At 39.9% G+C, this 26,057-nt stretch carries 18 protein-coding genes; 9 read left to right on the forward strand and 9 right to left on the reverse strand.

Annotation, left to right across the window (positions count from 1 at the left end):
* Positions 1-1,345 precede the first annotated feature (1,345 nt).
* The 5 genes from AC106S_RS20000 to AC106S_RS20020 form a co-directional block, all read right to left on the reverse strand.
* Positions 1,346-1,594, reverse strand: a complete 249-nt coding sequence (locus AC106S_RS20000) for a DUF6952 family protein (RefSeq protein WP_100375496.1) — start codon at positions 1,592-1,594, stop codon at positions 1,346-1,348.
* Positions 1,594-1,902, reverse strand: coding sequence for a thioredoxin family protein (locus AC106S_RS20005; protein ID WP_062699051.1), 309 nt, complete (start codon positions 1,900-1,902; stop codon positions 1,594-1,596). The genes AC106S_RS20000 and AC106S_RS20005 overlap by 1 nt, the downstream gene beginning before the upstream one ends.
* Before the next feature lie 121 nt (positions 1,903-2,023).
* On the reverse strand, positions 2,024-2,656 hold the full coding sequence (locus tag AC106S_RS20010; protein WP_153391806.1) for a peroxiredoxin: 633 nt from the start codon (positions 2,654-2,656) through the stop codon (positions 2,024-2,026).
* 147 nt (positions 2,657-2,803) lie between these two features.
* Complete coding sequence (locus tag AC106S_RS20015; RefSeq protein ID WP_482441437.1) at positions 2,804-5,743, reverse strand: M16 family metallopeptidase; 2,940 nt, start codon at positions 5,741-5,743, stop codon at positions 2,804-2,806.
* 21 nt (positions 5,744-5,764) lie between these two features.
* Positions 5,765-6,964 carry a pyridoxal phosphate-dependent aminotransferase gene (locus tag AC106S_RS20020; protein ID WP_482441438.1) on the reverse strand — a complete coding sequence of 400 codons (1,200 nt, stop codon included), beginning with the start codon at positions 6,962-6,964 and terminating at the stop codon, positions 5,765-5,767.
* Positions 6,965-7,126: 162 nt separating this feature from the next.
* On the opposite strand from AC106S_RS20020, the gene AC106S_RS20025 reads away from it, so the two are divergent.
* The 5 genes from AC106S_RS20025 to AC106S_RS20045 all read left to right on the forward strand — a co-directional run bounded on the left by AC106S_RS20025 (position 7,127) and on the right by AC106S_RS20045 (position 12,391).
* Positions 7,127-7,978: a GLPGLI family protein gene (locus AC106S_RS20025; RefSeq protein WP_482441439.1), complete on the forward strand. Its 852-nt coding sequence runs from the start codon at positions 7,127-7,129 to the stop codon at positions 7,976-7,978.
* Positions 7,979-8,064: 86 nt separating this feature from the next.
* Positions 8,065-8,700: a 16S rRNA (guanine(527)-N(7))-methyltransferase RsmG gene (rsmG, locus tag AC106S_RS20030; RefSeq protein ID WP_482441440.1), complete on the forward strand. Its 636-nt coding sequence runs from the start codon at positions 8,065-8,067 to the stop codon at positions 8,698-8,700.
* A gap of 60 nt (positions 8,701-8,760) precedes the next feature.
* Positions 8,761-9,165, forward strand: a complete 405-nt coding sequence (locus tag AC106S_RS20035) for a hypothetical protein (RefSeq protein WP_482441441.1) — start codon at positions 8,761-8,763, stop codon at positions 9,163-9,165.
* Entirely contained in the window at positions 9,165-9,701 is a 537-nt protein-coding gene (locus AC106S_RS20040; RefSeq protein ID WP_482441442.1) for a DUF922 domain-containing protein, read from the forward strand. The genes AC106S_RS20035 and AC106S_RS20040 overlap by 1 nt, the downstream gene beginning before the upstream one ends.
* Positions 9,698-12,391, forward strand: coding sequence for a PD-(D/E)XK nuclease family protein (locus tag AC106S_RS20045; RefSeq protein WP_482441443.1), 2,694 nt, complete (start codon positions 9,698-9,700; stop codon positions 12,389-12,391). The genes AC106S_RS20040 and AC106S_RS20045 overlap by 4 nt, the downstream gene beginning before the upstream one ends.
* Positions 12,392-12,459: 68 nt before the next feature.
* On the opposite strand, the gene AC106S_RS20050 is transcribed toward AC106S_RS20045, so the two are convergent.
* From AC106S_RS20050 to AC106S_RS20065, 4 genes are all read right to left on the reverse strand, one after another.
* Positions 12,460-14,415 (reverse strand): T9SS type A sorting domain-containing protein, encoded by a 1,956-nt coding sequence (locus AC106S_RS20050; RefSeq protein ID WP_482441444.1) that lies wholly within the window; start codon positions 14,413-14,415, stop codon positions 12,460-12,462.
* 160 nt (positions 14,416-14,575) lie between these two features.
* Complete coding sequence (locus AC106S_RS20055) at positions 14,576-15,754, reverse strand: acyl-CoA dehydrogenase family protein (protein ID WP_482441445.1); 1,179 nt, start codon at positions 15,752-15,754, stop codon at positions 14,576-14,578.
* Between the two features lie 130 nt (positions 15,755-15,884).
* Positions 15,885-16,673 (reverse strand): NUDIX hydrolase, encoded by a 789-nt coding sequence (locus AC106S_RS20060; RefSeq protein WP_482441446.1) that lies wholly within the window; start codon positions 16,671-16,673, stop codon positions 15,885-15,887.
* A gap of 23 nt (positions 16,674-16,696) precedes the next feature.
* Positions 16,697-17,881 carry an MFS transporter gene (locus tag AC106S_RS20065; RefSeq protein WP_482441447.1) on the reverse strand — a complete coding sequence of 395 codons (1,185 nt, stop codon included), beginning with the start codon at positions 17,879-17,881 and terminating at the stop codon, positions 16,697-16,699.
* 175 nt (positions 17,882-18,056) lie between these two features.
* Here AC106S_RS20065 and AC106S_RS20070 point away from each other — a divergent pair, with 175 nt between their 5' ends.
* From AC106S_RS20070 to bglX, 4 genes are read left to right on the forward strand one after another with little or no spacing between them, the layout of a single operon-like run.
* Positions 18,057-20,885 carry a SusC/RagA family TonB-linked outer membrane protein gene (locus AC106S_RS20070; protein WP_482441448.1) on the forward strand — a complete coding sequence of 943 codons (2,829 nt, stop codon included), beginning with the start codon at positions 18,057-18,059 and terminating at the stop codon, positions 20,883-20,885.
* Between the two features lie 10 nt (positions 20,886-20,895).
* A complete protein-coding gene (locus tag AC106S_RS20075) occupies positions 20,896-22,335 on the forward strand; it encodes a RagB/SusD family nutrient uptake outer membrane protein (protein WP_482441449.1) in 1,440 nt (479 codons plus the stop codon).
* 2 nt (positions 22,336-22,337) lie between these two features.
* Positions 22,338-23,768: a glycoside hydrolase family 30 protein gene (locus AC106S_RS20080; protein ID WP_482441450.1), complete on the forward strand. Its 1,431-nt coding sequence runs from the start codon at positions 22,338-22,340 to the stop codon at positions 23,766-23,768.
* Between the two features lie 10 nt (positions 23,769-23,778).
* Positions 23,779-26,001, forward strand: a complete 2,223-nt coding sequence (bglX, locus tag AC106S_RS20085) for a beta-glucosidase BglX (RefSeq protein ID WP_482441451.1) — start codon at positions 23,779-23,781, stop codon at positions 25,999-26,001.
* Positions 26,002-26,057 lie beyond the last annotated feature (56 nt).

The raw sequence follows: 26,057 nt of genomic DNA on the forward strand, positions 1-26,057 counted from the left end.
GTATGATGATAAAAAAAACCTTGTTCCATTGCGTAAATCCAACAAAAATCTGCTCAATCAGCCTGATCCGCGAGCTATTTTTTTCGACGCAAAGCTTTTACTTTTAGACAATGCAGATTTAAAGGGAGCAAAGTGTAGAACCAACTCCGTTGATTCGATGAAGCAGAGGATTAGCCTTCGGCTGTTTTTAATCTTAAAATAATCGGTTGCAGTTCTAAAAACCTTGCAGAAAATCTTGGATTTTCTTGCGCCTTAAAAGCAGCATAATGATAAAAAAACCTTGTTCCATTGCGTAAATCCAACAAAAATCTGCTCAATCAGCCTGATCCGCGAGCTATTTTTTTCGACGCAAAGCTTTTACTTTTAGACAATGCAGATTTAAAGGGAGCAAAGTGTGGAATCAACTCCGTTAATTCGAAGAAGTGGAGGATTAGCCTTCGGCTGTTTTTAATCTTAAAACAATCGGTTGCAGTTTTAAAAAACTTGCTGAAAATCTTGGATTTTCTTGCGCCTTAAAAGCAGCATAATGATAAAAAAATCCTTGCTCCATTGCGTAAATCCAACAAAAATCTGCTCAATCAGCCTGATCTTTGAGCTATTTTTTTTGACGCAAAGATTTGCTTTTAGGCAATGCAGATTTAAAGGGAGCAAAGTGTAGAATCCACTCCGTTGATTCGAAGAAGCAGAGGATTAGCCTTCGGCTGTTTTTAATCTTAAAATAATCAGTTGCAGTTCTAAAATCTTACTGGAAATTCTAGATTTTTTTGCGCCTTAAAAGCGGTATGATGGTGAAAAAAAACTTGTTCCATTGCGTAAATCCAACAAAAATCTGCTCAATCAGCCTGATCTGCGAGCTATTTTTTTTGACGCAAAGCTTTTGCTTTTAGGCAATGCATATTTAAAGGGAGCAAAGTGTAGAACCAACTCCGTTGATTCGAAGAAGTGGAGGATTAGCCTTCGGCTGTTTTTAATCTTAAAACAATCGGTTGCAGTTTTAAAAAACTTGCTGAAAATCTTGGATTTTCTTGCGCCTTAAAAGCAGCATAATGATAAAAAAATCCTTGCTCCATTGCGTAAATCCAACAAAAATCTGCTCAATCTACCAAATCAACGAGCTGTTTTTTTCGATTCAAAGTTAAAGGAAATAAAATATGGAATCAACTCTGTTGATTGAATGTATTTAAATGATTGGATTGTGCTGTTTGTGAAGAATTTACAGTCCTTGTCTTCAGGAATCCAAAAAATCCTGATGGCAATTCATCGGGATTTTATTGGAACAATTGGGTTTTTCAGAAGTTGTGTTTTATGTAATATTCTAATTATTAAACCGGGTAATAATCAGAATTTATTTGTCGATTGAGCCAAGCACCTTTTGGGCAAAAGAATTTAAAGCATCTTTTTCGCTCATTCCGTTCTGTACGTTAGCGTGTACTTCCAGAGCACCGCAGATATTGGTAATTAATTCTCCTGCTACATTAAGGTCTTCTTCGCTGGTTCCCCTGAATTCGCAGAAGCTTTCCAGGACTTCCAGTGTTTTTTCAAGGTTTTCCGGAGTCTGGTTCTGATAAAACTGTCTTATTATGGGTAACTTCATTATGATAATTCGTTAAAAAGATTAATTAAACTTTCTGCCTGGTTAGATTGTACCTGGTTAACCAGTTCACCGTTTTTGAAGATGGCAAAAGTCGGAAGATTGTCTACTTTAGCCAGCTTTCTGCTTTCAGGAAGTTTTTCTGCATCTACGTATAAAAAAGGAATTGCTTCGTTTTCTGAGGCTAATTTTTTGAATTTCGGCTTCATAATTCTGCAGTTTCCGCACCATGTGGCACCATACTGAACAACTACTTTTTCGTTATCGTTTACAATATTCTGTAATGTATCTTCGGTTAATTCTGTGTACATAAGTTTATTTTTAAAAAATAAACAATGTAACAATCTAAAAATTGACCAATCTAACAATTCAAAAAACTTTTAAAATTGTTATACTGTTAGATTGTTACATTGTTATATTAAAATTAAGATATTAATTTTTTGCTAAGTATTCTGCAGTAGAAGTTCTGTCTGCTTTCATTGCATCTTTTCCTTCTTCCCAGTTGGCAGGGCAAACTTCACCGTGCTTCTGAACGTGCGTGTAAGCATCGATCAGTCTTAAAAATTCCTTTACGTTTCTTCCTAACGGCATATCGTTTACAGCCTCGTGGAAGATTTTTCCTGTTTCGTCAATCAGATAAGTTGCTCTGTACGTTACGTTAGAACCTGTGAAGGTTTCTTCTCCGTCTTCATTGTATTCGAAATCCTGATCTACGATTCCGAGGATGTTGGCCAGTTGTCTGTGAGTATCAGCTAAAAGCGGGTAAGTTACTCCTTCAATACCTCCGTTGTCTTTTGGAGTGTTCAGCCATGCAAAGTGAACTTCGTTCGTATCGCAAGAAGCACCGATTACTTTAGTGTTTCTTTTTTCGAATTCACCTAAAGCCTCCTGGAAAGCGTGAAGCTCAGTAGGACATACGAAAGTGAAATCTTTAGGGTACCAGAATAATAGAACTTTCTGCTGATTGGAAGTAGCTTCTTCAAGGATGTTGATTCTAAGATCGTCACCCATTTCAGACATTGCATCGATTGTTACATTTGGGAATTTTTTTCCTACTAAAGACATAATTTTCTGTTTTTATATTTAAATTTCTGTTGCAAATATATAAATATTTCATCTATCAATCAAATCAATTCTGATAAATAAAATCTATAATTGTTTTTGAAGGTTAAAAATGAAAAAAGCCCTGATTTCAGGACTTTTTTTCTATAATTAATAACCGAATATTTCGTTGAGACTTAGTTTTTTTACTTCACCGAGTTTTTTCATATCGGCTTCATTCACTTTATCCTGAGAAGCTACCAGGCAGTAAGTGTAGTTCTTACCTTTCATCTCTTTATCGTGGAAAGTGTTGATGTCAGCAAAAGAAAGTTTTGGAGCCTGTTCATACACGTTCTTTCTCATATCAAAATTATTTCCAAGTTTTTGAGATTTCAGGTAAGAGAAGATGATTCCGTCCTGAGTGATTCTTTCGGAAGCGATTGATTTTTTCAATCCGCTTTTCGCTGTTTCGAAGAGCTGCTCAGATTTTGGAAGGGTAGTCAGGAGCTCATTCATGGCGGTTGTAGACTCATTGAATTTGTCTGCCTGTGTTCCTACATAAGCCATAATCATATCCTTGTCTGTTTTCTTACCCGGAAGGGCAAAATAAGAATATGTGGAGTAAGCCAATGCCTTTGACTCTCTGATGGTCTGGAAAACAATGGATCCCATTCCGCCTCCGAAATAGCTGTTGAACAAACTTACGGTAGGGGTAATGGAAGGGTTGTACTGATCAGCATTTCTTACCCAGAAAACTTCAGCCTGTACCATATCATAATGAGCAAATAATACCCTGTTCCTGTCAGTTGGGATCTGGGCAAAAGTTTTAGACTTAGGAAGATCTTTCAGGGTTGCAGGAAGTTTGTGGATAGGTTTAAGGGCTGCTACCACATCGTTTCCGGATTTTGGTCCGTAATACAGTACTTTATGCTTGAAATTAAAGAGGTCGTGAAGTACATTGATCAGGTCTTCGGCTTTTAATGCATCAAGTTCAGCATCGCTCAGTACATTGTTGAAAGGATTCTGTGGACCATACTGGGCATAACTTCTCAGCCCGGACATAATCACCCCTTTATTCTGTTTTGCGTTGGCTCTGGCTTTCTTAAGCCTGGTCTTATAAGCGTCAAGAGCAGCCTGGTCTGCCTGGCAGTTTTTGATCAGATCCTCGAATAGAGCAATTGTTTTATCGAAGTTCTCATTCAAACCTTCCAATGATACGTAAGTTTCTTCGTTCCCTGCACTCACATTGAAACTTGAAGCAAGTTTGTAAAATTCTTTACTGATGATTTCCGAAGATTTGTCTTTAGTTCCCAGATACTGAAGGTATTCTGCCGCCAATGGAAGGATCTTGTTGTTCCATTTTCCAGAATCAAAGTGGTAATACATTCTGAACAGGGCATTGTCTGTATTTTTTACAGAAAGCACATCTATACCGGCTAATTTATTTTTAGCAATGTCTTTATCGTAATCCAGCCATACCGGAGCGATAGGATTTTCAGGCATCTCATCAATCTTTTTAAGGAAAGGAGACTGGTCTTCTCTGTTAACGGAAACCGGTGTGATGGTTGGCTTATCAACCTTTACAATACTTTTATCTTCACCTTTTCTCTTGTAAACGGCAACGTAGTTGTTGTTCTGAAGATACTTGGATGCAAAATCCATAATATCTTTTTTGGTAAGCTTTGAAATTTCGTCAACATATTCCAACGATGCTTTATGGTCTATATCCGAAGTGAATTCGTCCATCAGGATGCTGGCTCTTGATGAATATTTTTCATCCTTTTGAATGATACCTTTCTTTTCGTTGTTCACGATAGACTGAATAAGGTCATCAGAAAAATCTCCCTTTCTCAATTTATCAATTTCCTGAAGAAGCAGGTTCTTTACTTCGTCCAGAGACTGTCCTTCAGTAGGCTTTCCCTGTAAAAGTAAAACTGAATAATCCTTTAAAGCATAAGATCCGGCGTAGGCTCCCAGTAATTTCTGTTTTTTTACCAGATCAAGGTCAATCAGTCCTGCCTGTCCGTTGGTCAGCATATTGCCGACAAGGTTCAGCATTCTGGCATCTTTGGTAGAAGCTCCCGGAAATCTGAAGCCAAGCATTACATTTTCAGGATTCGGTCCCACAACCTCTTTTACAATAGGAGCGGTAATAGGTTTTTCCTGTCCGACTTTATATTCAGGAACTGTTTTAGGCTTCATGTAAGAGAACGCCTTGTCAATCTTTACAATCACTTCATCCGGATTAAAATCTCCCGACATAATGATTCCCATGTTGTTGGGAACATAATAATTGTTGTAATATTCTCTGATCGCATGCAGAGAAGGATTTTTCAGGTGTTCAATTGTTCCGATAGTGGTTTGCTTTCCGTAATTGTTGTTCGGGAAAAGATTGGCAAACATCGTGTCGAAAACTTTATCTCCGTCATCATCAAGAGATCTGTTCTTTTCTTCATATACTGCTTCAAGCTCCGTGTGGAATAATCTCAAAACAGGTTCTCTGAATCTTTCGGACTGTACAGCAAGGAATTTATCAAGAACATTGGAAGGTACATCTTCTGTGTACACCGTCTGTTCAAAAGATGTAAAAGCATTGGTTCCGTCAGCTCCCATACCGGCCATCATTTTATCGTATTCATTTGCGATTGCAAATTTTGCAGCCTCTCCGGAAACCCTGTCAATTTCTTTGTAGGTCTCTTTTCTCCTGGCCTCATCCCTGGTCTGGTTGTACTTTTCGTAAAGAGCGTCAATCTGGTCTAATAAAGGTTTTTCTTTTGCCCAGTCTTTAGAACCGAATTTATTAGTTCCTTTGAAAAGCATATGTTCAAGATAATGTGCCAGCCCGGTATGGTCTGCCGGATCGGTTTTGCTTCCCGCTTTGGTGGCGATATAGGTCTGTATCCTCGGGTCCTTGTTGGTTGGGCTTAAAATAACCGTCAGTCCGTTTTTTAACGTATAATATCTTGCTGCAGTAGGGTCGTTGGTGACATACCTGTACTTGTATCCGTTAGAAGTGGCTTCTTTCCATTGGAAATCCTGTCCGTAAGCATAACCGGCAAAACTTGCGGCGGCAATACTCGTTGCAATTGTTAGTTTTTTTAACAGATTCATTTTGTTGCGTTATTATGTGTTTTATTTTGCGCTGAAAGGTTCCAGCAGGTTTTTAATCCGTTTCATGGCTTCTCTCAGATCATCTTCTGAAGCCGCATAGGAGAATCTTATACATTCCGGGCTTCCGAAAGAAACCCCTCCCACGCACCCTACGTGGGCATTCTCCAGGAGAAACATCGCGAAATCGTCTGCATCTTTGATCTCCGTACCGTTTAAAGTTTTCCCGATATAGTAGGAGACGTCAGGGAAGTAGTAAAATGCAGCTTTTGGAAGAACTACTTTGAAGCCGGGGATTTCTTTGATCAGTTCGTACACAAGATCTCTTCTTTTTTTAAAGGCATCAATCATGTATCTGTATTCCGAAGGGTCGGTTTTCAGGGCTGTGATGGAAGCTCTCTGGGCCATTGTATTGGCTCCGCTCGTCATTTGTCCCTGGATTTTTTCACAGGCTTTTGCCAGCCATTCCGGGCATGCGGAATATCCTATCCTCCATCCGGTCATTGCATAAGCCTTAGACATTCCGTTGATCACCGCTGTCTGCTCATATATTTCAGGAAACTGTGCGATAGATGTTGTTTTGGTTTCGTAATTGATGAATTCATAGATCTCATCAGATATAACGGTCACATGAGGAAATTTGGCAATAACCTTCGCTAAGGATTTCAGTTCATCATATGTATAATATCCTCCGGAAGGGTTACACGGTGAACTGAAAAGAATCGCTTTCGTCTTTTCCGTGATTGCCTCTTCCAGCTGTTCGGCTGTGATTTTAAAATCGGTTACATAAGAAGTGGGAAGCATGACAGAGTTTCCACCCATCATTTTCACCATTTCATCATAGCTTACCCAGTAAGGAGCGGGAAGAAGAACCTCGTCCCCGTCATTAATGACAGCAGCCAGAACATTTAGTATGGCCTGTTTGGCTCCGTTTGAAACGCAGATCTGCGAAGGTTTATATTCAAGATTGTTATCTCTTTTCAGTTTATAGGCAACAGCTTCACGAAGTTCCAGAAACCCGGGTACAGGAGAGTAGTGGCTGTAATTTTGATTAATAGCGTCGAAAGCGGCCTGTTTGATGTTATCCGGTACATCGAAATCCGGTTCGCCGAGAGTAAGGCTGATCACGTCGATGCCGGCGGCTTTCATTTCTCTTGCTTTGTTTGACATTACGAAAGTCTGCGAGTAACCCAGTCGCTTTACTCTATCTGAAAGTTTGTCCATGTAGTCTTTTTGAATTTTAACAAATATATAATAAAAACGTTTTGCCGGGAAATAAAAATAGGCTAAGAGAAAAGATTTTTGTCAGGTTTCAATTTAATCACTAGATTTGGAAATAAGATTGGTTTTTCAGGCGTTCTCCGCTTTAAGAATTGATTATGTTTAATGAATGACGAGCTTAAAATGTACAAACTCCTTTTTTTATTATCTGCTGCGCTTTTTTCTGCCCAGAACTACCGCTTTGTGTATGAATACAGAATGAAAGCCGATACCGGAAGCGATTCTCTGATTACGGATTATATGAGCCTGGATACCGACGGGAAAAAATCGTATTTCTATAATACTGCCAAATATGAAAAGGATTCAGCCTATGCCGCTGAAAAAGATTTTGCGAAACTGTTTAAACGCAAGAATTACAACAGAAATCTGAACTATCTTATTGAAAAAGATTACGCTAAAAAGACCATCAGTTTTTACGATCAGTTTAAAAGTGTGAAGCTGATGACCACAGACAGTGAAGCTCCCCGATGGAAAATAGAAAAAGAGTTTGCTGAGATCAATAATATGAAATGCCAGAAAGCAGTGACTGATTATAAAGGAAGGAGCTGGGAAGCATGGTTCAGTAAAGATTATCCGGTAAGTGACGGTCCTTATAAATTCAGCGGCCTTCCGGGGCTTGTGGTAAGTATAAAGGATACCGGGGGACAGCATATATTTAACCTGATTCAGATCAGAAAAATAAAAACACTATTTGACCGGGTGCCTGAAAACAGCAAAAAAATGTCTGAGAATGAGTATAAAAAACTAATGAAAAACTACACCTTCATTCCCGAAGAAGATTTTGAAGCATTCAATGCAGACCCGAAAGCCGGAACAATCGGTGTTCAGCTGAAAGATGGCTATACCGCTCAATACAGTATCAAAGAACTTGAGAGATATACGGGAAAGAATGAAACCATTGACGATGAGATCCTCAGAAGGCTTAAAAGAACCAATAATCCCATTGAAAGAGATTGAAAATATATAAAAGGTCTTTCATATCCGGCTCTTAAAGTTTGAATAAAGCCAATAAAAACTTATTTTTGCGGTTTATAATAATTCATATGGCAATACCGTTACTATTAAAATACTTTCCGGATCTTACAGAAACGCAGATCGAACAGTTTACCCAGCTGGAAAAACTGTATAATGAATGGAATGAAAAGATCAATGTGATTTCCAGAAAAGATATGGAGTCGCTGTATGAAAAGCACGTCCTGCATTCTTTGGGAATAGCGAAGGTAATGGAGTTTGCTCCCGGTACAAAAGTCCTGGACATCGGAACCGGGGGAGGTTTTCCCGGAATTCCTTTAGCAATCCTGTTTCCTGAATCTGAATTTACCCTGATCGATTCCATCGGGAAAAAGATCAGCGTAGTACAGGCTGTTGCAGAAGGAACAGGACTGAAAAATGTAACTGCTATTCACGGACGTGCAGAAAAACTCAAAGAAAAGTTCCACTTTGTAGTAAGCCGTGCCGTAACCCAGATGCCTGAATTTTTAAGATGGCTGAAAGGCAAATTTGAAAAAGAACAGTTCAATACCAGACATAACGGGGTTTTGTATTTGAAGGGCGGTGACCTTGCGGAAGAGCTTGCCGGGCTTAAATGCGAAATTTTCAGCCTTAAAAACTATTTTGATGAAGAATTTTTTGATACCAAAAAAGTAGTGTATCTGTCCAAAGGCAATTTTAATTCCTGATCCGTATAATGAAGGAATAATTTTTGCTGTTTATCATTAATAATCAGTAAATTGGAGGTTATGAAAAAACTTTTAAATATTGGATTTCCTGCATTATTTTTAGGACTGTTTTTCATCTCCTGTAATGATGATGACTATCAGACTATTGAATCAGTAGGCAGGATCAAAATAGACAGTGTAAAAATAGTGAATGATACAATGGATGTTTTTTCCGTACAGAGTATCAGAACATATTCCACCTATCCTTCCCAGTGCGAAGGCTTTTATGGTTATGACTATATTCATGACAGTGATTTCGGAAGGTCCGTTACAGCGTACCGTTATATAAAAGACGGGCCCTGTGCACAGAACAGCTATACAGCAGCCGGACAGATCAATTTTAATCCGCGTAACAAAGGAAATTATACCTTCAGATTCTGGAATGGAGGAAACCAATGGATCACCAAAACAATTGTGGTTAAATAATGAAGATGGTATTTGTATTCTGTTTTCTGACTGTAAATACAGTCTGGGGACAGAAAATAATCTGGAAAGAAGACCGGAAACTGGTGTGGGATAATTTCAAAAGCCCGGTCAACCGTAAAAACAATCCCGATGTGGCTGCCTATACCCATTGTGGCTGGGAATATTCCGTTGTAACGTCTACCAATCCCAAAACTCTTGTGAAAATTGAAATAGCCGCCATTTTCAATGAAGAGAGGTCATGGAAAGATAGCAAAAGAATCAGTGATTATATTCTTCTGCACGAACAGAAACATTTTGATATTGCAGAAATTTTTGCCCGGAAACTTAGAAAGGAAGTTGCTGAAAAGATCGTTACTTCAGGAGATTATAATAAATATTTTCAGGCTGTTTATCGGAAAGTATCCAACGATTATCAGAATTTTCAGAAATCCTATGACAGGGAGACACAGCACGGAATCAATGAACAAAAGCAGAAGGAATATAATATCCTTATCTCTGAAGAATTAAACAATTTAAAAAGCTACCAGGCCTCTTGAAATTTCTCAATAAGATCATCAACGAACTGCTGGCAAAAAGTCAGGATCTCTCGGTATTCAACATCGTTCTGCCAGGCAAGCGTCCTATTGTTTTTATCAGACAGATTTTAGAAGAGAATAAGTATTCGGGGCTTCTTCCCAATTTCTTCACCGTGGAGGAATTGATTGACCGTATTGCAGACCGGCAGCCTATCCAGGGGATTTCTCTCTGGCTTTTCGCCTTCGATGTTTACAGAAGTCTTAATCTGATTCCCCGTGATGACTTTTCTGATTTTCTGAAATGGTTTCCTACCCTGCAGAAAGACTGGGACGATATTCTTAAATTTTCCGGAGATGATCAGGTTGTGCTTCAGTATATGTTTGATGAGGAACGGATCAAGGAATGGGCACAGGATCTTGGAGAAGACGACGATGTTCCAAGAAAGAAATTCCTTAATTTCTGGCAGAATATGAATATTTTCCTTCCTGTGTTAAAAGAGAGGCTTCAGGAAAGGAACTGGGCTACTGCGGGGATGATTCATGAAACAGCCCAATCGAAAATTGATGATTTTGCAGACGGTACTTCAGAGCATTTCGTGTTCTGTGGATTCAATGCATTTACTCCGGTAGAAGAAAAACTGGTCAGAAGTCTTTTAAAACGGAATAAAGCCGAATGTTTTTTCCAGGCAGACCGTTATTATTTCGATGATGAAAGGCAGGAAGCCGGAAAATTTCTCCGCAGTCATAAAATGTGGAAAGAATTCAATGACAGCAGAGACTTTCACTGGATTGAAGATGATTTCAACCAACCGAAAAATATTAAAGTCTATGAAGTTTCTGGAAACGTAACGCAGACCAAAGTTCTTCCTGAGATTTTTAAAGAGATTGAAAATAAAACCTATTCCAATACGGCAGTTGTGCTGTTGGACGAAAACCTTCTGCCTGCAAGCTTAGACGTGATGTACGGTGTACAGAACCTGAATATCACCATGGGGTTTCCATTGAAGAACCTGTCTTTTTCGAATGCCGTAAAACAGCTTTTTTATCTTCAGAAACAGCTGGAAAAAAATAAAACCTCTTACTATTACAGGGATGTTTTTCCTATTCTGGAAGAACTGCCGAAATCTGCGGAGGATGAACTGGTGATCAGTGATTTCAAAGCGAAAATAGAGGAGCGGAATATTGTCTATATATCCGGAAAGCTGATGCACGAACTGCTGGGAGGTCTTTCTTATTATGATCTGCTTCAGAAGGCGGATCATACCGGTGTTTATCTGGATAAACTTATTGCTTTCTGCCGGCATATCAAATGGCTGGATATTGATGATATTCAGTATGAAAACGTATCTCATTTTGAAAATGCTTTCAGAATCATAAAAAACCAGCTGAGTCCGTACGATTTCGAGATCAGAATGGAGACTCTGGAAATCCTGATCAACCAGCACATCAACTCAGAGAGCATCGATTTTCAGGGAGAACCGCTGCGCGGGCTTCAGATCATGGGGCTTCTTGAAACGCGTCTCCTGAATTTTGAAAATGTTATTATGCTGTCTGTGAATGAGGGAAAACTTCCTCTGGGAAATACGCAGAATACCTATATTCCTTTTGATATAAGAAGATATTTTGACCTTCATACGTTTCTGGAAAACGACGGAATTTATGCTTATCACTTTTACAGACTGATCCAGGATTCGCAGAATGTACATCTCCTGTACAATGCGCTCAGTTCAGGAGTGAATACAGGGGAAAAAAGCCGTTTTATTACCCAGATCGAAATGGAAAGCTCTCATCAGATAGAACATCTGATCATAGAGAACTCCTCTGAACCCATTATCTCAAAACCTATTGAAATTCCAAAGACGGCAATCGTAATGGAAAGGCTTCAGAAATGGAAGGAAAAAGTATCGGCTTCGCACCTTACCAGTTATCTTTACAACCCTATCGATTTTTATCTTTCCAAGATCCTGAACACCTCGGAAACAGATGAGATTGAAGAAGAACTGTCCGTTAAAAACTATGGAAATCTGGTTCATTATTCACTTCAGGAAGTTTATGAAATACTCAAAGGTAAGGTTTTAAAAGAAAGTGATTTACAGAAGTCAATTAAAGAGATAGATCAGTATATTGAAAAAGCCATTGAAAAGCTGAAGCACCAGCCGGAGTTCTATGAAAAAGGAATGAATTACATTCACAAAGCGATTGCTAAAAAAGTAATTGAAAACATTCTTACTCATGATCTTGAACTGATCAGGAACGGCAATGAACTTGAGATTCTTGATATTGAAAAAAGATTCGAAAATGTTGATTTTTATCTTGAAGAAAACGATAAGATCTCTTTCTTCGGATTTATAGACAGGATAGACCGTCTGAACGGAACATTGAGAATTATCGATTATAAAACAGCCAAAATCAAAAATCTCACGGTAAAGATTGATGAGGACAATGTGTCGGATTATTTCCACAACAGCGACAGAAAACAGGCTCTTCAGCTGTGTATTTATCATTATGTGGTTCAGAATCTTCCTGAGTTCTGGGGATTCCCGATTGAAACCGGAATATGGAGTTTTGCAGAGGCCCGGAAAGGAGTGGTTTCCCTCCAGTTTGATAAAGGAGATATTGATGATGCGATGAGATCAGTGAAAAATCTGATCCTTGAAATTCTGAATCCTGATCTTAATTTCGTGGAAAATATAAAATCCTACACCGGCTAAAAAAGAAACGCACTCCATTGCTGAAGTGCATTCCATCTGAAATGAAGAAATATAATAAGAGAAGATTATCAGATTTTGATCTTTTTATTGATTATTTTTCCGTCAGCAAGAGTGATTTGCACCAGATAAACCCCGGATTCCAAAGCTTTTGATTCAAATGATGATCTGTTTACATCCTGCTGTACAATTAATGCACCTGAAATACTGTAAATGCTGATGTTTTTTATATCGCCGGCTGACCGGGCAATGATCTGGCTGCCTCGGACAAAAATATCTGTTTTACTTTCGGACCGATTAACGATCATTTTATTAAACTGCAGGTGATAAAATTGGGTGACAATCTCAAAGGTATAATTCCGGTTTTCAAGATCCTGGAGAGAGATTCCGCTGTTTTCCGTATACTGGGATTGGGAAACTGTTTTTATAAAGTTACGTTTTTCATCAAAAATATGTACCGCAGACAGTTCATCGGGACTGATCTTAAGTTTCAAAATTCCATTATTTTCAGATTGAACGATCTCACTTTCAGTAACCTGTTGTGGAGTACTTTTAATATAAGGAATCAGCCTGTTTTCATTGCTTTCATGCACTTTCAGGAGGTAAACTCCATCCTGAAGGCCAGCCAGACTACTTTCTGTTCCAGGTTTTGTGGTAGCTTTTTCTTTATTAAAATCAGTTATTTCCAGCAGTTTCATATCTCCGGTAGCCGGTTTGATCTGAGAGGAATATAATGAATTGCCTTCTCCCGATTTTATCATCTGATCATTTCCTGCCTGCTTGGAAGTAATCATAGCCCACTGATTGAATAATCCTCCGCTTCTGAGCGTATTGAATTTTGCATTGGAAGCAAGAACAAAGGGAACAATTCCTCCGACATGTCCCAGAGGACCCCAGTAAAATGAATCCAGTTTGTATTTATCCAGATCCCACCACGGATAGTAGCCGCGCTGTACACTGATGGTTTTGGAGGTATTTTCCGGCGGGATGGCCAGATCCACGGTGGAATGTCCCAAAGTCATGGGAGTTTTATTATACCAGTCGTAAACATCTTTAGGTTTCATGCACTGTCTGAGCTTATTATCCGGATTGTTGGTAACATCACTTACAAAACCGGATGTGAAAAGTTTTCTCCAGATTACCGGACCCCACAGAAGTCCTCCGTTGTCCTGAACCACATGATTATTGTATTTATCCAGGTATTCCGCTGAAATAACTTCTGATATATTACTGTTATAGGTTCTGTATCCCGTATTGTTACAGGTATGAAGAACGTTCGCCAGAAAAGAGGTAAAAGGGTAGAGGTCTTTTTCCAGAACCCCTTTGTTCAGAGTAACTCCCGAAAAATCATAAGGCCCGTCGCCCATATAGGCGTATTTGAATTTCAAATTCTCCGGATTGGAAATACTTAGCCTTTTCAGAGTTGACATCGCAGCATGTGCTCCCTGGGAATAGCCTGCCAGAAAATATTCGTTATATCGCTTGATTCCTAACTGCCCGAGGACTTTATTGGCTGCCGTAACAAAATCTATCGTAGCACTGGCCTCAGTGGCATAATCTACATAAGGATGAACACCGTCTCCGCTGCCCATTCCCACATAGTCCGGAGCCATAAGGATATACCCGTTCAGAACATAAGAAAGTTCCACTACGAATCCTGCCCCCAGTGCTCCCTTTAAATTAGACGGAACATTATGCCGGTTGTCCGTAGTTCCGTGGTCCGAAACAACAGTTGAAAGCTTGTAGTTGACGTTAGGATACATCAAAAGCCCGGTTGCTTTCACCAGTGCATTGTTTTCATTCTTAGTGTAATATGTAATTTTATATCCCTTAAGGCCTAGATTAAAGCCGTTCAGATAATTGGTGAGGTCTGGAGTATTCTGCTCACCGAGATTGCCGGCTATAAAACTGATAACGCCCTGTGGGGTAAGATCAAGTTTCTGTTCAATGCTTACCACATCACCCGCCTGCTGAGCCAGGTAAAAAGGAGCTGTAAAGCTTAGTAAAAAGAAAGATAGTTTTTTCATATTAATGCATTATGGTGATATTAAGTTAGTTGTTTTCAATAAAACCATTCATACATTATCAGATCAATAATTATTCATTGAATATAAATTCTCTGCAAGGTGAGTAAAATAAGCGGGTCCGGCCAAAGGCCGGACCCGCTTATTTATTTGAGCTCCTTATTTAGAAAGCATTGATGCCTGTAATATCCAGACCTGTAATTAGAAGGTGAACATCGTGAGTTCCTTCGTAGGTAATTACCGATTCAAGGTTGGCAGCGTGTCTCATCATCGGGAATTCTCCCATGATTCCCATTCCTCCAAGAATCTGTCTTGATTCTCTTGCAATGTCAATCGCCATTTTCACATTGTTGCGTTTAGCCATTGAGATCTGTGCAGGCGTTGCTTTATGATCATTTTTCAGATTTCCTAACTGAAGGCATAGTAACTGGGCTTTAGTAATTTCAGTTAAGAATTCAGCCAGTTTTTTCTGCTGGAGCTGGTAAGAACCGATTGGCTTTCCAAACTGTTTTCTTTCTTTAGAATACTGAACCGCTGTACAGTAGCAGTCGATAGCAGCACCGATTACACCCCATGAAATTCCATATCTTGCAGAATTCAGGCAGGATAGAGGTCCTTTTAATCCGGTTACGCCCGGAAGAAGGTTTTCTTTAGGAACTTTTACGTTATTAAATACCAGTTCTCCGGTTTTAGAAGCTCTTAAACTCCATTTATTATGTGTTTCAGGAGTGGTAAACCCTTCCATTCCTCTTTCAACGATCAGTCCCTGTACTTTTCCTTCTTCATTTTTCGCCCATACCACAGCAATATCGCAAAGCGGGGAATTGGTGATCCACATTTTGGCACCATTAAGCAGATAATGGTCGCCCATATCCTTGAAATAAGTTTCCATAGAGCCAGGATCAGATCCGTGATTAGGCTCGGTAAGCCCGAAAGAGCCGATCATTTCCCCGGCCGCAAGCTTAGGAAGGTATTTTTTCTTCTGTTCCTCAGATCCGAATTCATTGATCGGGAACATGACAAGAGAACTCTGTACAGAAGCAGCAGAACGCACTGCAGAATCACCTCTTTCCAGTTCCTGCATGATAAGACCGTAAGAGATCTGATCAAGACCGGAACCTCCGTACTCTACTGGAATATAAGGACCCAATGCTCCGATTTTTCCCAATTCCCTCATTAAACCGGGAAGGTCAGTATGGTTTTGTGCAGCCTGGTCAATCTGCGGCATTACAAAACTTTCTACCCAGTCTCTTACAGATTGGCGGATCAGTTTGTGTTCTTCAGTAAGTAAAGCATCAATTCCGTAATAATCAGGGATGCTTGTAAGAGGATAATATGACATGATTTTTTGATTTGTTTAAAAATAACACTTTTCAGGCGGTTGAGAAAATTTTTTTATAAGCCTTTGGGGTGATTGATTATCAGAGGTATATAATGATTTTATTTAATTCATAGAATAAAAATACCGGACCTTAGGATTCCTCATCATTAGAGATCGGATACTGGTGGGCGGAATTATGGATTTTATTTTTGAATTTATACAGGTAAGGAGCTTTGTTGGCAGAACCGTCATAAAACTTTTCCAGCCTGTCCAGAATATTTAAACTCAATATCTTGCGCTGGAAGTTATTTCTTCTGAATTTCTGCCCTAAAATCGTTTCATAAAGAAGCTGAAGATCCTTCATGGTAAACTTTTCAGGTAAAAGATTGCTGGCTGCGGCCTCAGTATTGATATTCATGCGGAGGTATTCCAGTCCGGTTTCTATGATCCTGTCATGGTCAAATGCCATTTTGGGCAGATTATCCACTTCAAACCATTCACAGCTTTCATTGAAAGCATCCGGAAAAGTATTGGCAATGGAAAAATCAATAAGGCTGCAGTAGCCTACCGTAATGAATCTCTGAAAAATCCAGTGGTCCTTCGGAACCTCAATTCCTTTGTTGCGGAGCAGGATCTGATGTACATTATTCTCGGTACGGTCTATTCTTCCGAAAGTATGAAACTGCTTTAAAAACAGATCTTTCAGGTGGGTTCTTTCATACAGGACCCTTGCTGCCGCCTCACGGAGATCTTCATCATTAAAAACAAAACCGCCCGGAAGAGACCACAGGTCAAGATCATGATACTTTAAAAGCAGAACTTTCAGAATATTGTTGTGAAAGCCAAATATGGTGCAGTCCACAGATATATGGGCTACAAAATCTTTTGTATCAATAAGCTCCTGAAGGGTTTCTTTATTTTTGGTGTCTTTGATCTTCATGGCAGTAAAAATAAAATTATTTTCTAAATTTTCCTTCCTGACAGCCTAAAATATATCAAACTTACCATAAAAAGCACTGAAACAGCCAATAATATATAAAGCGGATAATAGTCTAAGAGCTCTTTTCCAAACAGAACAGACATAATGATTGAACTGACCGAACTGCCCAGAGATGAAAAAATAACAATTAAAGAGGTAAATAAGTTGATTCTTTCCTTATCAACCTGCGCAATCATTTTTGAATTCACAACAGGGTACAGCGGAGAGAGAAACAGCCCGATCACCGGAAATAAAAACCTCAGCACACCCGGATTTTCAGATCCGAAATATTGAACCCCAAGAATAATAAGAAGAACAGCAACAATCAGACTTATGCAGATCAGGTAATATTTTGACAGTGAAAATCTCTGAATGATATTGGCTGTTGCCGTTCTTCCTGCATAAGAAAAAAGAGCAAGGAAAGAAGTGGCCTGAAGCGAAAAGAATGAATTTACGTTCAGATGGTTCTTGTAAAATGAAGGAAGCCATGAATTAAATCCCTGTTCCACAAACACAATAAAAAAGATAACGCCTAAAAAAGCGATGGTTACGGGATTGATAAAACCGGATAATTCAGAAATGATCCCTTTTGTTTCTGTTTTCCTGGCTTCTGAAATCTTCAGCCTGGAAAATAAAAATATCGTTACAGCCGAAAGCAGGGCAATAGACAGAAATCCGAATTTCCAGAATTCGGAATATCGGCTTGAAATCAGCCATCCAAAACCCATGTTCACTACAAAAATGCCTATCATAAAAGAAGCTTCCACACTGTTCATGGTTTGGGCAAGTGATTTTTCATCCGAAATATTATTCCTGATGATCCCGAAAACACATATTTTTCCGATCGCAAAACAGGTTCCGATAATAGCAAACCAGACTTTATAAAACCAGAAATCTTCAATAAAAGGAAGAAGAGTAGAGCAGATGCCTACAATAATCAGTGCCAGAATCAACGCTCTTTTTGTTCCGGTTTTACTGATGAAATTAACGGCAAAAAGAGAAATAAAAGCTATCGGAAGATCTTTAAATGATTCTAAAAAACCCAGCTTTTCATAAGAGATTGCTTCAGAAAGCTGAAGAATTACCAAACCCATACAATTCAGTACCATTGAAAAAATAAGGAAAGTCAGTTTCAAAGGAAGTGAAATATGGGAGAGCTTGGCAGTCATTTTGGGGATCTTTTTTTTAAGTTTTATAACTTTTTTTATGAATTATGATGCAAATTTAAGCCTTTAAAGTCCCAAAAATAAAAGAAAAATTAAAATATTTATAAAGACAATGTTAATTAATTAAAAAAAAATATATTTTTATTGTCTCAATTTGAGAATTAAAAACTAACTCTATATGAATATAAGAATATCAGGAAGTTTTGGACTGGCTGCCGTGCTGTATTTTACAGCTAATTTTCATGCGCAGACCCAGGTGAAAGATTCTGTTCGTAAAGAAAATAAAATTGAAGAGATCGTAATGATCGGGTATGGAGGAGTGAAAAAACAAAACCTTACCAGCGCCGTCTCTTCAGTAAAAGCTGATGCTTTTGACAACAGACCTATTTACAGCGTGGGACAGGCCTTGCAGGGGCAGGCAGCCGGAGTAAACGTAATTCAGGCCTCCGGAAAACCCGGAGCAGGACTTGATGTGAAGATCAGGGGAAACAATTCAATTTCCTCTTCTGTAAGCCCTCTGTATGTGGTTGACGGGATCCAGACCAATGATATCAGCGGGCTGAACCCTGATGATATTGTGGATATGACCATTCTTAAAGATGCTTCTTCTACGGCCATTTATGGGGTAAACGGATCATCAGGAGTGGTGATTATAACCACTAAAAGAGGGAAACAGGGAAAACCGCAGCTTAATTTTAATGCCTATTGGGGAATTTCAAAAACCGTAAAAAATATTGATGTCCTGAATCTGGATCAGTACAAAACACTGATGTCCGATATTCAGGCAAATGGCGGTTCCGATTATCTTTCCACTGTTACCAACCCCAGGTATGCAGGGATTGATACCGACTGGAGAAAGGAGGTTTTTCAGACGGGATTTGATCAGAACTATAACGTAAACTATGCCTTCGGAAATGAAAAGGTAAAAGCTTACACTGCATTGGGATATCAGGATATTGAAGGAATTATAAAACCGGCCCATTTTCAGAGGACTTCAGTAAAAGTAAATCTGGATGCCGTACTTGCACCCTGGCTGAAATTAAACTCATCGGTGAATTACTTCTTTACTTCACTCACCAATACCAATGATAACTTAAGTACAGCACGGGGCGGGGTCGTTTTAAGTGCTTTCAATACACCAAGTTTCTTGCCGGTTTACGGAACAGATGTTAATTTCATCCCGACCGATGGAGTAGTGTACGATCAGGTAACTGGTCAGATCAATGACGGATACAAGCCGGGACAGTTTGCCCCTAATCCTTATCAGTCATCCTGGGAAAATCCGGTGGCCTATCAGTCCAGGAAAGATAAAACCCAGACCCAGCGTTTTCTCAGTAATTTGGGATTGGATGTGAAAGTCCTTAAAAATCTGGTATGGAGACCAAGCATTTCATTTGATATGACAGACTCCAGGAATACCAAATTTACAGATGGGTTCCAGACCAGCTACGGAAGATCAAAATCCGGAATTGGTTCCCAGGAATACATCCAGTATCAGGAATACAACTTTGAAAATACGTTAACCTATACCCTCAAAAAAGGAATCCATGATTTTTCATTGCTCGGTGGGGCACAGATCACCCAGAAGAGTTTTCAGAATGAATACTTTGCCGGAGAAAAATTTCCTGAAGGAACCGTAAAGTTCGATTACGATGAGGCGGCAACAAAAGGTTATGATAAGCATAAAGATGTTTTAAGAAACGCTTCGTTCTTCGGAAGGGCCCTGTATACCTATGACGGAAAATATACCCTGATGGGAGTTTTCAGATATAACGGTTCTTCAAGCCTGGCTTCCGGTCAGAAATGGGGATTCTTCCCGGGTGTTTCAGCTTCATGGCTGGTCTCTAAAGAAGATTTCCTGGCAGACAGTAAAACCATCAGCGAACTGAAACTCAGAGGAGGATGGGGGCAGACCGGAAATGTTTCAGGAGTTCCCGCTTATTCTCATTTTAACATATTTGATCCGTACTGGTCAAACGGAGTTCCTGCCTATACCTTTAAACAGTATGACAGTGACGTAACCTGGGAAACCACTACCGATACCAATGTAGGAGTGGATCTTGGGCTTTTTAATAACCGTATCCGGTTTACAACAGATCTCTATAAAAGGAAGACCACGGATCTTATTTTTCCTTACGTGATGGGAAATTTATCAGGACCTATTTATAGAAATGCCGGAAGCCTTGAAAACAAAGGAATTGAGTTTTCATTAAATACCGCTAATATCAAAAATGAAAATTTTACATGGAATACCTCATTCAATATTTCATTTGCCAAAAATAAAATTCTGGATTTCGAGAAATACCTCAATACAGTTGATGTAATAAGTATGGAAAGCGTAGGAGGAAAAGTGATCCGTTTTCAGCCGGGACATGCATTAAGTACATTTTACGGATATCAGGTAGACCATGTAGACCCGAATACCGGAAACATGATCTATAAAGACCTGAACGGTAACGGATATCAGGATGTGGATGACAGAACTTTTATCGGAAATCCCAATCCAAAATATACTTTGGGCTTCAGCAATAACTTTACCCTGAAAAACTGGTATATGGATGTTCTGATTACCGCCTCCGTAGGAAATGATGTATTCAACGCAACCCGTTTTGATCTGGAAATGATGAATGACTATAAAAATCAGTCAACAGCCGTTCTTAACCGATGGACCACGCCCGGACAGATAACCGACGTTCCGAGAGCAAATTCTGCTTCTGCACTGGAAATCTCAGACAGATTTGTGGAAGATGGATCTTATCTGAAACTGAAAGCCGTGACATTGGGATACAATTTCAACAACCCTTTCAGGGGAGTGAATAAACTGAATGTATATGTAACCGGACAGAACATCTTTACCATTACCGATTATTCAGGAATGGATCCTGAAGTAAATGCCTTCAGCCCCAACAGAAATACTTCCGGAGCCGAGAAATCCGTATTCGGAATAGACTATGGAACCTATCCTCAGGTGAGAACCTTCATTATCGGTTTAAAAGCTAATTTCTAAATTATTTACAATGAAAATCAATAAAGCCATATATTATTTATTCGGTGCATCAGTACTTGCCGTAAGTGTTTCCTGCAATGACTTTCTGGATACGGAACCCATTACAGAACAGTCCGTTTCTGTTGATAATCCGTTAAAAACTGCAGCAGATGCAGAAAACAGGATGAATACCATCTATACTGCATTTGGAAATGAATACTGGCAGCTGGATTATTTTTTTAACGGAGATGCCCAGACGGAAATTTCATACGCAGGAGCAGATAATGTTCAGAATTTTCAGCAGGACGAGTACCGCATTGTAGCGACCAATCCTAATGTGGAGAGAGACTGGAAATATCTGTACGGTTTTATCAATGACTGTAATATGATCCTCAATTATGTGGACGATATCAATGATCCGGCGCTTACAGCTGCAAGAAAGGCCGAAATGAAGTCGGAAGCAGCTGTTTTCAGGGCTCTTTATTATTTTCATGCTGTCCAGCTGTGGGGAGATATTCCTTTGGTAACGAAGGCTGTAATAGGAGTCAATGCTGGTAATTTCGATGAAGTGTACAGCCAGGTGTATCCGGCCCGGAAAACAGTTCAGGAAGCATACGATCTGATTATTGCTGATCTGGAAGGAGCAATTGCCAATGCCCCTTCAGGAACTGAGAAATACAGAGCCAACAAAAACTTCGCGTATGGCCTTCTGGCAAAAGTATATGCATCGAAACCCAATCCGGATTGGATGAAAGTAAAACAGTATGCTGCCAATATTTCAGGAGTAAGTCTTCTTCCGGTTTATGATCAGCTTTTTGACGGAACCCACGAAGCCAATACCGAATCTATTTTTGAAGCGGATGGGAATGCCGGAACCGTCTGGGCCTGGGGATCATCCATGTTTTATGGAACAGACTGGAAAAAATTTAATGTTCCGTCCAATGATCTTGTAAAAGCATTCAATGATGCCGGAGATAGCCAGCGGCTGAACAGTACCGTTAAATTTTCACCCGTAAGCTGGTCTGATAAATACTGGACAAGCAATAATTATCCGTTCATGTATAAAATGAGAAAAACCGATGGGACCCAGAATTTTTATATCCTGAGATATGCGGATGTCCTTTTATTACAGGCAGAAGCAGCCGTAAGAACCGGTGATTATACAGGAGCAGCAGGTTACATCAATCAGGTAAGGGCAAGAGTGGGGCTTTCCCCGGTTGCCATCTCCTCTGAAACCGATGGAATCCAGAAAGTGCTTCAGGAAAGAAAGCTGGAGCTGGCATTTGAAGGGCAGCGATGGTTTGACCTTAAAAGAACAGGGACAGCGGTTGCCATCCTCTCCCAGCAGAAAGACGGAAACGGAGTGATACTGCCTTATGCAGGCAACATCAATCAGAACAGGTTATTATGGCCTATTCCGCAGGGACAGAGAGATAACAATCAAAATCTAACCCAAAATTCAGGCTACTAAATATGAAGTTTCACAACTTATATAGTTTCTTTTTTAACGGTACCGCACTGCTATGTGGTGTGGTACTTTTTCCTTTATCATCATGCACACCTGTGGCAGGAAACAATGGAAAGGAAGTTCAATTCTGGCTCACGAAAGGAGATCAGAGCATAAAATTGCAGCAGCAGACTCCGGTAAAATTTACCCAAAACAGGAATGATTTTCAGAATATTGAAATTGATGATTCCCAAAAATTCCAGTATGTAGACGGTTTCGGATATACCCTTACCGGTGGAAGTGTGGAGGTGATCAACCGTCTTTCACCTGCCAAAAGAAAAGCATTACTGAATGAGCTTTTTGGAAAGGATAGAAACTCTATTTCCGTCAGTTATCTGCGGTTAAGCATCGGAGCTTCAGACCTGGACGGAGAAGTTTTTTCATACGATGATCTGCCTGAAGGGCAGACAGATCCTTCTTTATCAAAGTTCAGTCTGGCAAAAGATAAAAACCTGATCGCTATGCTCAAAGAAATTCTGGCGATCAGTCCTGAAATAAAGATTATTGCTGCACCGTGGTCTGCACCGGTTTGGATGAAGGACAACGGAAAATCAAAAGGAGGAAGTCTGAAACCTGAGTTTTATGGAGCTTATGCCAATTATTTCGTGAAATATATTCAGGGGATGAAAAAAGAAGGAATTCATATTGATGCCATCACACCTCAGAATGAACCTTTACATCCGGGAAATAATCCCAGCCTGTATATGCCTTCCGAACAGCAGAGAGACTTTATCAAAGGCTTTTTAGGTCCGGCTTTTAAATCCGGTCAGATCAAAACCAAAATTGTGGTGTACGATCATAACTGCAACAAACCGGAATATGCTCTTGATATCCTGAAAGATCCGGAAGCATATCAGTATATCGACGGTTCTGCATTTCATTTGTATGAAGGAGATATATCAGCTTTAAGTACGGTTCATAATGCTTTTCCGGATAAAAATCTGTATTTTACCGAGCAGTGGACGGGGGCAAAAGGAACTTTTAACGAAGACCTGAACTGGCATACTAAAAACGTAATCATCGGTTCCATGAGAAACTGGAGCAAAACAGCCCTGGAATGGAATGTAGCCAATGATACGCAGTATGGCCCGCATACAGATGGAGGATGTACGGAATGTAAAGGAGCAATAACCGTTTCCGACAGTGAGAACTTTACCAGAAATGTGTCTTACTACATTATCGCTCATGCCTCTAAATTTGTTCCCACAGGCTCTCAGCGTATTGCTTCCACACAGACAGAGCACCTTTCCACGGCAGCGTTTAAAACGCCTGAAGGAAAAACGGTACTGATTGTACAGAACGGAAGTAATACCGATGAAAATTTTAATATACAGTATAAAGGAAAGACTGCCGCTGTAAAAATCTCCGGAAATTCAGCGGCAACCTATATTTTTTAATAAAATAATTATGAAGAAGGCTTATTTCTTACTTGCATTTTCGGCATTGGGTATGAATGCTTACGGACAGAAGACCGTTGATCAGAAGGTTTCTGAACTGCTGTCTAAAATGAGCCTGGAAGAAAAAGTCGGGCAGTTGGTGCAGTACAGCGGATTTGAATATGCAACAGGTCCGCAGAATTCCAATTCTGCAACAGTTTTGGAAGAAATAAAAAAAGGAAGAGTAGGATCGATGCTTAATGTAGCGGGAGCAGAAGAAACCAGGGCTTTTCAGAAGCTTGCTCTTCAGTCAGGACTGAAAATTCCTTTACTTTTCGGGCAGGATGTTATCCACGGATACAGAACCACTTTTCCGGTTAATCTCGGGCAGGCCGCCAGCTGGGATCTGGGACTTATTGAGAAATCAGAGAGGATTGCGGCAACAGAAGCTTCTGCCTATGGAATTCACTGGACTTTTGCCCCTATGGTAGATGTTGCCAGAGATCCGAGATGGGGAAGAGTAATGGAAGGTTCCGGGGAAGATACTTATCTGGGAACACAGATTGGACTCGCAAGAATTAAGGGATTTCAGGGAAAAGGACTGGGAAGTCCTGATGCTGTGATGGCCTGTGCTAAACACTTTGCTGCCTATGGTGCAGCAGTGGGTGGAAGAGACTACAATTCTGTGGATATGAGCTTAAGACAGCTCCACGAAACCTATCTGCCACCCTTTAAAGCAGCAGCAGATGCAGGGGTAGCGACTTTTATGAACTCTTTTAATGATATTAACGGAATTCCGGCAACGGCCAATCCATATATTCTCAGAGATCTTTTAAAAGGAAAATGGAACTATAAGGGATTTGTCGTTTCAGATTGGGGAAGTATCGGGGAAATGATAGCCCACGGTTATGCCAAAGATGCCGGGGAAGCCGCTGAAAGAGCCATTGAAGCAGGAAGCGATATGGATATGGAAAGTCATATCTATATGAAAGAACTTCCCAGGTTGGTAAAAGAAGGGAAAGTAGATCGCAAATGGGTAAATGATGCTGCCGGAAGAATCCTGAAAAAGAAATTTGAAATGGGGCTTTTTGATGATCCATACAGATTCAGTGACGAGAAAAGACAAAAAGAGCAGACCAATAACACAGAACACCGTAAATTCGGGAGAGAATTTGGCTCAAAAAGTATTGTACTGCTTAAAAATCAGGGAAATATCCTGCCTCTTTCCAAAACCATCAGGACCGTAGCCCTTATCGGGCCTTTCGGTAAAGAAACGGTAGCCAATCACGGGTTCTGGTCGGTTGCTTTTAAAGATGATCAGCAGAGAATTGTTTCCCAGTTTGACGGAATTAAAAATCAGCTCGATAAAAATTCCACTTTATTATATGCAAAAGGCTGTAATGCAGATGACAATGACAGGTCGATGTTTGCAGAAGCTGTTGAAACGGCAAAAAAAGCAGATGTCGTAATTATGACCTTAGGAGAAGGCCATGCGATGAGTGGTGAAGCGAAAAGCAGAAGCACAATCGGCTTTACAGGAGTTCAGGAAGATCTTTTAAAGGAAATTGCAGAAACCGGAAAACCCATCGTTCTGATGATCAATGCAGGAAGACCCCTGATCTTTAACTGGGCTGCGGATCATATCCCGTCTATCATGTACACCTGGTGGCTGGGTACGGAAGCCGGGAATTCCATCGCAGATGTTCTGTTCGGAAACGTAAATCCGGGAGGAAAGCTGCCGATGAGTTTTCCAAGAACCGAAGGGCAGATTCCGGTTTACTACAATCATTACAATACAGGGAGACCTGCAAAAAATAATACAGACAGGAATTATGTTTCAGCCTATATTGATCTGGATAATGATCCGAAATTTCCTTTCGGCTACGGACTCAGCTATACAGAATTTAAATACTCCGATATGAACCTGAGTTCCACAGCATTGAAAGGTAATCAGACTTTAACGGTTGAGGTAACGGTTTCCAATACAGGAAAATACGGCGGTGAAGAAGTTGTACAGCTGTATATAAGAGATTTGTTCGGAAAAGTGGTAAGACCGGTGAAAGAATTGAAAGGTTTTCAGAAAATATTCATCAGAAAAGGCGAAAGCAAGACCGTAACTTTTAAACTGACCCCGGAAGATCTTAAATTTTTTGATAATGAACTGAATTATGACTGGGAAAGCGGAGAGTTTGACATCATGATTGGAACCAGCTCCCAGAATGTTCAATCTAAAAGAATCAACTGGTCCCGATAAAAAAAAGGATATTTGCAGTTGATTTTAAAGTCTGCGGAATACATGGAGAAAATAGG

The sequence above is a fragment of the Chryseobacterium sp. FR054 genome (genome assembly GCF_056844565.1).